8 protein-coding genes and 2 tRNA genes are annotated in these 8,423 nt (G+C 60.5%); 9 read left to right on the forward strand and 1 reads right to left on the reverse strand.

Going from position 1 to position 8,423, the window contains the following annotated elements:
* Positions 1-15: 15 nt before the first annotated feature.
* Positions 16-92 (forward strand) — tRNA-Met (locus tag AB5Y85_RS10885).
* 8 nt (positions 93-100) lie between these two features.
* A tRNA-Leu gene (locus AB5Y85_RS10890) sits at positions 101-184 on the forward strand.
* A 218-nt stretch (positions 185-402) separates the two neighbouring features.
* Here the strand turns inward: AB5Y85_RS10890 and AB5Y85_RS10895 are convergent.
* Positions 403-2,235 carry an SLC13 family permease gene (locus tag AB5Y85_RS10895; protein WP_257687001.1) on the reverse strand — a complete coding sequence of 611 codons (1,833 nt, stop codon included), beginning with the start codon at positions 2,233-2,235 and terminating at the stop codon, positions 403-405.
* Between the two features lie 263 nt (positions 2,236-2,498).
* On the opposite strand from AB5Y85_RS10895, the gene pnuC reads away from it, so the two are divergent.
* The 7 genes from pnuC (at position 2,499) to AB5Y85_RS10930 (ending at position 8,401) form a co-directional block, all read left to right on the forward strand.
* Positions 2,499-3,215 carry a nicotinamide riboside transporter PnuC gene (gene pnuC / locus AB5Y85_RS10900; protein WP_088868693.1) on the forward strand — a complete coding sequence of 239 codons (717 nt, stop codon included), beginning with the start codon at positions 2,499-2,501 and terminating at the stop codon, positions 3,213-3,215.
* A gap of 3 nt (positions 3,216-3,218) precedes the next feature.
* Positions 3,219-3,944 (forward strand): nucleoside phosphorylase, encoded by a 726-nt coding sequence (locus tag AB5Y85_RS10905; RefSeq protein ID WP_257687002.1) that lies wholly within the window; start codon positions 3,219-3,221, stop codon positions 3,942-3,944.
* Positions 3,945-4,049: 105 nt separating this feature from the next.
* The gene (locus AB5Y85_RS10910; RefSeq protein ID WP_257687003.1) at positions 4,050-4,721 is read left to right on the forward strand and encodes a Crp/Fnr family transcriptional regulator; all 672 of its coding nucleotides are present in this window, start codon (positions 4,050-4,052) and stop codon (positions 4,719-4,721) included.
* A 42-nt stretch (positions 4,722-4,763) separates the two neighbouring features.
* Positions 4,764-5,090: a N(4)-acetylcytidine aminohydrolase gene (gene yqfB / locus AB5Y85_RS10915; RefSeq protein ID WP_257687004.1), complete on the forward strand. Its 327-nt coding sequence runs from the start codon at positions 4,764-4,766 to the stop codon at positions 5,088-5,090.
* An 87-nt stretch (positions 5,091-5,177) separates the two neighbouring features.
* The gene (locus AB5Y85_RS10920; protein ID WP_257687005.1) at positions 5,178-6,098 is read left to right on the forward strand and encodes an alpha/beta hydrolase; all 921 of its coding nucleotides are present in this window, start codon (positions 5,178-5,180) and stop codon (positions 6,096-6,098) included.
* Between the two features lie 61 nt (positions 6,099-6,159).
* Positions 6,160-6,561 (forward strand): DUF1622 domain-containing protein, encoded by a 402-nt coding sequence (locus AB5Y85_RS10925; RefSeq protein WP_257687006.1) that lies wholly within the window; start codon positions 6,160-6,162, stop codon positions 6,559-6,561.
* A gap of 199 nt (positions 6,562-6,760) precedes the next feature.
* Entirely contained in the window at positions 6,761-8,401 is a 1,641-nt protein-coding gene (locus AB5Y85_RS10930) for an alpha-glucosidase (RefSeq protein ID WP_257687007.1), read from the forward strand.
* Positions 8,402-8,423: the final 22 nt, after the last annotated feature.

Here is an 8,423-nt window from a genome sequence, read left to right on the forward strand (position 1 = left end):
TGGTCGATAACAAACGGCTATGTAGCTCAGTTGGTTAGAGCATCGCACTCATAATGCGGGGGTCACAGGTTCGAATCCCGTCATAGCCACCATTAATATTGCGGAAGTGGCGAAATTGGTAGACGCACCAGATTTAGGTTCTGGCGCCCTAGGCGTGAGAGTTCGAGTCTCTCCTTCCGCACCATTAATAGCAGTACCAAACAGACCAGCTCACGCTGGTTTTTTTGTATCTGAAATTTGCCTCTCCCCAGTTTTTCTCTCGCTCCTCTATTAACCCATCTCCACGTTAATTCCCGTCCATATCACTCTTCACTGATTCCGAGCACGCCTTGCCACTCTTGTCTCCCGGCCATAAAAAAGCGGCCCGCAGGCCGCTGGTGCACACATTCATCATCCCGGTTATCAGAACGGGAAGAACCAGGGGATCGCTACCACGCTGACCGCCATCACCAACAGGGTGAATGGCACCCCGATACGGATAAAATCGGCAAACTTGTAGTTGCCCGGCCCAAGCACCAGGGTATTCACCGGTGACGAGACCGGCGTCATAAAAGCGGCCGAGGCGGCGATGGCAATGGTCATGGCAAACGGATAGGGCGATACCCCCATCTGCTGGGCCGTGCCCAGCGCAATAGGCGCCATCAATACCGCCGTCGCCGTGTTGGAGATAAAGAGCCCGATCACCGCGCAGAGGGCAAACAGGCTAGCCAGCATGACCCGCGGCCCCATCTCCCCCACCGCATTGATCAGGCCACCGACGATCAGATCCACCCCGCCGGTTTTTTGCAGCGCCAGCGCGAAGGGGAGCATGCCGACGATGAGGATCAGGGTCGGCCAGTGGATCGACTTGTAGGCACTCTCCATATCGATGCAGCGAAACTTGCCCATCAGCAGACAGGCGATCAGCGCGGCAATCACGTTGGGCACCGGATCGGTCACCATCAGCAGGATCATCACTCCAAGACAGAAGAGGGCATGGATCGCCTGACTGCGGGCGGGGGCCATCTCGTCCACTTCAGCGGGCAACCCCATCAGCAGAAAGTCGCGGCTATGGGTCTGCAACTGTCTGATGTGGCTCCAGTTTCCTACCACCAGCAGGGTATCCCCCATCTGCAGCGGCTCGTCCACCAGCTTGCCTGCCAGCGCTTCACCGTCGCGGCGCAGCCCCACCACGCTCAGACCATAGCTGGAGCGGAAGGTCACCTCACGCACGCTTTTACCCAGCAGCTTGGACTCAGGGATCAGCGACACCTCGGCCATCCCCACCTCCCGCGCCTGATCGGAGAAGTACTCCCCGCGCAGGATCATGGGTTCGAGCCGCGCTTCGCTGCAAAACCCCCGCACATCCACCTCGGGGTCTGACATGTCGATCAGCAGAACATCCTTGGCCTGGAACTCACTGATCCCCGACACCGGCACCATCACCCGGCGAAACTTGCGCCAGCGCTCCACCCCGATGACGTGGGCACCATAACGGGCACGCAGTTGCAGCTCATCCAGGGTATGGCCAATCAGCGGGGAGTCCGGCCGCAGCGCCAGACGACGGGCCCGACCGGCCAATCGGTAGTCTCGAATGAGATCTCGCAGGGTGCGGCGCCCGGTCGGCTTGCCCTTGCCCTCTTCCCCTTCGCCCACCATGGAGCCGCGCACCAGCAGCATGTAGAGGATGCCCAGCCCCAGGATCAGCACGCCCATCGGGGTGAAATCGAAGAACCCGAAGCCGTGAATGCCGTGGCGCATCAGCTCGCTGTTGACCACCATGTTGGGGGGCGTGGCCACCAGCGTCATCATGCCGCTGATCAGCCCGGCAAAACCGAGGGGCATCATCAGGCGACCGGCCGGGATCCCCATCCGGTTCGCCACGCTCAGCACCACCGGGATAAAGATGGCCACCACTCCGGTGCTGCTCATCACAGCCCCCAGACTCGCCACCGCTACCATCAGCAACACCAGCAGCTTGGTCTCGCTGCTACCCGCCACCTTCACCAATGCATCCCCCACCTGATAGGCGATGCCGGTGCGCACCAGCCCCTCACCCACCACAAACAGGGCGGCAATCAGGATAACGTTGGGATCGCTAAAGCCCGCCAGCGCCTCCGGCAGGGTGAGGGTGCCGCTCAGCACAAAGAGGATAATGATCAACAGGGCGACCACATCCATCCGCACCTTGTTGGTCATAAAGAGATAGATGGCGCCAGCCAGCAGACAGAGCACCCAGACAAGCTCGGAATTCAATGCAACCTCCTTTTATCACGTGATTCTCCTCCCGGAGAGTGGACTCTATCAGACCACAGCCATGGCGCTATCATCTTGCTACATATCAATAAAGTCCGGCCCGCCGGGGCCCCATAACCCATCACTGCTGGAATAACCGGGCACCAGTGGCGATTTCTTTGATATGGGCCAAGTACGGGACGGACAAAAGTCCTGCCCCTCCTCCCCCTCACCCCTTAGAATGGCGCCCTCGCATACTAACCCTCATGTCCAAGGATCAGAAAATGAGCATATTCGAGCTGTTCAGCATCAATAACACGCTAGTGACCATACCGCTGGGTGGCGGCTATGCCATGTCATGGATTGAAGCCATCGGTACCCTGTTCGGGCTGGCCTGTATCTGGTTCGCCAGTCAGGAGAAGACCATCAACTACCTGTTTGGTCTGATCAACGTCAGCCTGTTTGCGATCATCTTCTTCCAGATCCAGCTCTACGGGCTGTTGCTGCTGCAGTTGTTCTTCTTCTGCGCCAACGTCTACGGCTGGTACGCCTGGACCCGCCCGGCCAACGATCAGGGGGATACCCTGCAGATCCGCTGGCTCAGCAGATCCAAACTGATGGTGACCGCCGCCGTGAGCGTGCTGGCCATCGCTCTGCTGACCCGCTATATCGACCCGGTCTTCGCCACCCTGGCACGCACCTCGGTCTCCCTGCTCAACCTGTTTGGTGCCAACCTTGCTACCCCCGAGCCCTCCCCCGATGCCTTCCCGTTCTGGGATGCCAGCATGACAGTGCTCTCGGTGGTCGCCCAGATCCTGATGACCCGCAAATACGTGGAGAACTGGATCCTCTGGGTCGTCATCAACATCATCAGCATCGGTGTCTATGCCGCGCAGGGCGTCTACGCCATGTCGCTGGAATACCTGATCCTGCTGTTTATCGCCGCCAACGGCACCCGCCTCTGGGTGATTGCCGCCAAGCGCCAGCCACAAGGTCTGTAAGCCATGAGTCTGTTACCCCATCTGCAGTGCCACCCCGACCAGATTGCCGAGCGGGTGGTACTGTGCGGCGACCCGGCCCGGGTCGATCGCATCGCCAGCCAGCTTGAAGAGTGTGAGGTGCTGGGGCAAAACCGGGAGTTTCGCCTCATCAACGGATCCTATCAGGGGCAGCCCATCACGGTTTGCAGCACCGGCATTGGCGGTGCCTCGGCCATCATAGCGCTGGAGGAGCTGGTGCAAGCCGGCGCCCGCTCGCTTATTCGGGTCGGCTCCGCCGGTGCCCTGCAGCACGACATCGGCCTTGGCGACCTTATCGTGGTGGAAGGGGCTGTTCGCAATGAGGGGGCCTCACAGGCCTATCTGCCCGCCGAGTACCCCGCCTGCGCCGACATCTGGCTGCAAGCGGCCCTGCTCAACCATGTGGCCACTAGCAGCCAGCCTCATTGGCACGGGCTGGTACGCTCCCACGACAGCTTTTATCGAGATGATGAGCAGGAGGTGTGCCGCTACTGGCATGCCCGTGGCGTACTGGGCGCTGACATGGAGACCGCCTCCCTGCTGACCGTGGGTCGCCTGCGCAAGGTACGGGTCGCCGCCGTGCTCTGCAACGTAGTGCTGTTCGAGCAGGATGTGCAGCAAGGGGTAGCGGATTACGCCAGCGCCGAACAGGCGATGATGGCCGGTGAGCAGCACGCCATCGCGGCTGCCCTCTACGCCCTGGTGCAATAAAGCGCAAACCGTTAACTGCGGCACATCCGCTATCGTGCGGGCTGGTATCCGGCCCGCACTCTTGCTAGCCTCATGGCCCTCGTCATCCGGTGCGACAGGCAAGTCATGCAGCAACAGCCCTACCCCCTCGGCCGTTTTCACGCCGAACTCCAGCAGCTTGAACCCCGCTTTGCCGCGGCGCTCGACGCCTGCACCCTGTTTCTGCGCCGCTACCTGCCGGGCGAATTGATCATGCGCCAGGGGGAGCAGAGCGAGCAACTCTATCTGGTCGAACATGGCCGGGTCTCCCTCAACAGCACAGTGCACTCGGGCCGCATCTTCCAGCTCGGCGAGATTGAGTGTCACAGCCAGATCTTCGGAGAAATGGAGTTCTTCAGCGCCACCCCGGTGCAGTGGAACGTGGTGGCCGAGACCGAACTGGACGCCCGGGTCATCTGTGCTCACAAACTGGCCCAGCGCCTGCTGGCCGAGCCCGAGCTGACCCTCTTCTTCGCCGCGGCGCTTGCCAGCGACTATCTCGATACCCTGGAGATCACCACCAGCCGACTGCTCCACCCCATCGCCTACAACATCGCCTATGAGTTGTGGCGAGAACGCCAGCGCACCCCCATGCTGGGGTCACGCAAGCGGGCCCACGAGGCGGCGCGCTTCGGCACCACAGAGCGGGTTTACCGCCGAGCTCTCAAGGAGCTGGTCGAACAGGGCATAGTTGCCGACGGCAGTGACGGCCCCGTCATCGCCGATCTGGCCAGGCTGCGCGCCTATCTCGATCTTTGATTTCCATTCATCCCATTTCGATTCACCCAGTCAGGAGTCACCATGTCTGCTCATTCCTATCCCGAATTCACCTTCTTCAGCCGCTTCGTTGCCGACATTCAGGCGGGCCGCAAGACCATCACCATCCGCGACGAGAGCGAGGCCAACTGGCAGCCCGGCCAACGTCTGGCGCTGTTCACCAACCCGGAGCACCAGCCCTTTGGCACCATAGAGGTGCTCTCGGTCAAGGCGGTCGCCTTCGATGAACTGAGCGACGAGCACGCCCGTCAGGAGAACATGACCCTCCCCGAGCTCAAACAGGTGATCCGCAATATCTACCCCGCTCTGCCGCCGCTCTATGTGATTGAATTCCATCTGCTTGGAGTCTGATTTTGTGAGCCGCCTCAGCTAACGCAGGTTGCGCTCTCTGGCTAAAAGCGCAGAATAACTGTTTTTATATACAGTTATTGGTGCGTTATGGATACACAACTTGAACCGGCCATTGCGGCCATGGTGGCGGATTTCATTGCAGCAGGCCGCCCCAGGGCGAGCAGCCTGAGCTGGCAGGCGCGGCGTGAAGGCTATCTTGCCTCTGCCGTATTGGGTGGTAAACGGGAAGAGGTTGGCGCTGTCGAAGAGTGGCAACATGGCCACTATTCCATTCGCCTCTATCAACCAGCGCCAACCTCAAGTGCAAGCCGTCCGGCCCTGATCTACTTTCATGGCGGCTGTTTTGTCAGCGGTGAGTTCGACACTCACGACCGCCAGATGCGGATGCTGTGCAATCGCGCCGAGGCACTGGTGTTCGCGGTACATACCCGCCTTGCCCCTGAACACACCTATCCTGCAGCACATGACGATGCACTGGCAGCCACGCTCGCCATCATGGCCGATGTGGAGAAATGGCATGGGGATCCGGCAAGGATTGCCCTTGCGGGCGACAGTGCTGGCGGCCACCTAGCCCTGATCACCACCTTGCGACTCAAGGAGCGAGGCGCCCCCTTGCCCGCAGCCCAACTGCTCATCTATCCGATGCTCGATGCAACGGGCGGCAGTGACAGCTATCGGCAGCTAGGGGATGACTACCTCATCACCCGCGACATGCTGTTAAGCGGTTTTCACGCCTATCTGGGGGAGCAGCCCGTCACTCACCCCGAAGCCAGCCCTCTCCACCATCCGGACCTGTCAGGACTACCGCCGACCCATATCGTAACGGCGGAATATGATCCGCTGCGCGATGAGGGGGAAGCCTTCTATAGCAAACTGCTGCAAGCCGGTGTCACGGCTACCTGTCAGCGGCAACTGGGCGTTATACACGGCTTCTTCCAATTGGCCGGAGTCAGCCCCGCGGCGCGTCAGCTCATTGAACAGCTCTCACTGCTTATCAGGAGACTCTGATTTGGCCTTTGCCGAGCGATGTGTTAATAGTGTCCTCTTTTGAATCATGGAGGTGACCCGAGTGTTTGAGATAGCGAACCTGAAAGAGGGGATGATGCACGGGGTCGAGCTGTTCCAGCTGCTGCTGGAGATCATCTCCATCGCCTGTGTGGTGATAGGGCTTGGCAAGACCCTCTGGCTGGCGGCAAGAGTGCGGGATCACCAGCCCGGCTTTCCGCGCATTCGCCTCTGTTTTGGCAGCTGGCTCATTCTGGCGCTGGAGTTCCAGCTGGCCGCCGACATCCTGGCCACTACGGTCGCGCCGAGCAAGGAGGAGCTGATCCGCCTCGCCATCATCGCGGTGATCCGCACCTTCCTGAACTACTTCCTTGGCAAGGAGCTGGAAGCACAAGCGGAGCGCCAACAAGAGAAGGCAGAACGCCAGCAGGAGCAGCGCAGCGAACAGGCCAAGACTGCTCAATAACCAGAATTCCTGCATAGCATCAACGCTAAGTGCCGTGCCATCCCGACCACAGCCGTGGCCCGGGATGGCACCTTTGTGACCCTTCCCGCACTTTTGGCAATCAGTCAATAATGGAACCCTTTTCAAGGCTTCCCCTGCCCTGTTGAGTGCCCGCTCATCTGCGTAAGATGGAAAGCCTCCTCCCCAACCGGCCACGCTGATGAACCCGCACTCCCTTCACACTCCCGATATCGACCTCGATAGCTGCGTCATCTACCAGATCTACCCCATGAGCTTTCAGGACAGCGATGGCGACGGCATGGGCGACATCAACGGCATTCGTCAGCGCCTCGACTATCTGGCCACCCTCGGGGTCGATATGCTCTGGCTCACCCCCATCTATCGCTCCCCCAAACGGGACAACGGCTACGACGTGGCGGACTACCGCTCCATCGACCCCGCCTTCGGCACCCTGACCGAGATGGAGCAGCTGATAGCCGAAGCGGCCGCTCACGGCATCGGCATCATGATGGATATCGTCGCCAACCACACCTCCACCGAGCACAAATGGTTTATGAAGGCACTGGCCGGGGATCCCCATTATCAGAGCTATTACGTGTTTCGCGACCAAGCCTTTGTCGACGCTCACCCCATCACCTCGATTTTTGGCAGCAGCGGCTGGCAGTATGTGCCGGAGCTTGATCGCTACTACCTGCACAACTTCGATCCCAGTCAGGCCGATCTGGACTGGGATAACCCGGCGGTGCGGGCCGAAATGGCAGAGGTGATCAACTTCTGGCTGGGCAAAGGGATCAAGGGATTTCGCTTCGATGTGATCGACATGGTGAGCAAGGAGTGGGACCGGCTGGCCATGAGCAACGGCCCGCACCTGCACGACTATATCCGCGAGCTCAATGCCGCGAGCTTCGGCGGCAGGGGGATCATCACTGTGGGGGAAACCTGGGGGGCCGATCTCGCCCATATGCAGAACTATTCGAACCACGATGGCAGCGAGTTCAGCATGGTGTTCAACTTCGAGCATCTGGGGCTCGGCAGTGACAAGTGGTCATCCCGCTTCGATCCCCTCGCCTTCAAACGGGCCATGGCCCGCCACCAGCAAGGGCTACACGGGCGTGGCTGGAACAGCCTATTTCTCGGCAACCACGACCTGCCCCGCGCAGTCTCCCGCTTTGGCGATGACAGACCCGAGTGGCGTGAAACCAGCGCCAGGCTGTGGGCCATGGTGCTGCACATGATGCAGGGCACTCCCTTCATCTACCAGGGGGAGGAGCTGGCCATGACCAACCGCCATTGGCAGCCGGACGAGCTGCGCGATGTGGAGGCCATCAACTACTGCGCCAGCCACTCAGGGCTGGCTCCTTCCGAGCTGAGTCGGCGGCTCGATGCCATCGGCCGCGACAACGCCCGCACCCCGATGCAGTGGGACGGCGGCCCCCACGCCGGCTTCAGCACGGCCACGCCCTGGATTGCCCTCAATACCAACCACGTCGAGATAAATGCTGACGAGCAGCTGGCCCGTCCCGACTCGCCGTTTCACTGCTATCGCCAGCTTATCGCCCTGCGCAAGGCTCACCCTGTCGTTCGTCACGGCAAATTCGAACTGCTGGATGGGGATGATCCCGAGCGCATCAGCTATCACCGCCACTGGCAGGATCCGGCGAGCGGCGAGCAACACACCCTGCTGCTGCTCGCCAATCTCACGGCGAACCCCTTGCCGATGCCCCAATTCGACAAGGTGACAGACAAGATGCGGTTGCAGCTGGCCAATTACCCAAGCGAACCGCTGCCACTCTTCGCCCCTTATCAGTGCGCCATCTGGCTGCAAGTGGATCAGGGTTAACCCCGTGCTGACGGGCCATGCC

Source organism: Aeromonas sp. R3-1, from assembly GCF_040908345.1.
In the GTDB taxonomy this organism is placed as follows: Bacteria; Pseudomonadota; Gammaproteobacteria; order Enterobacterales; family Aeromonadaceae; genus Aeromonas; species Aeromonas veronii.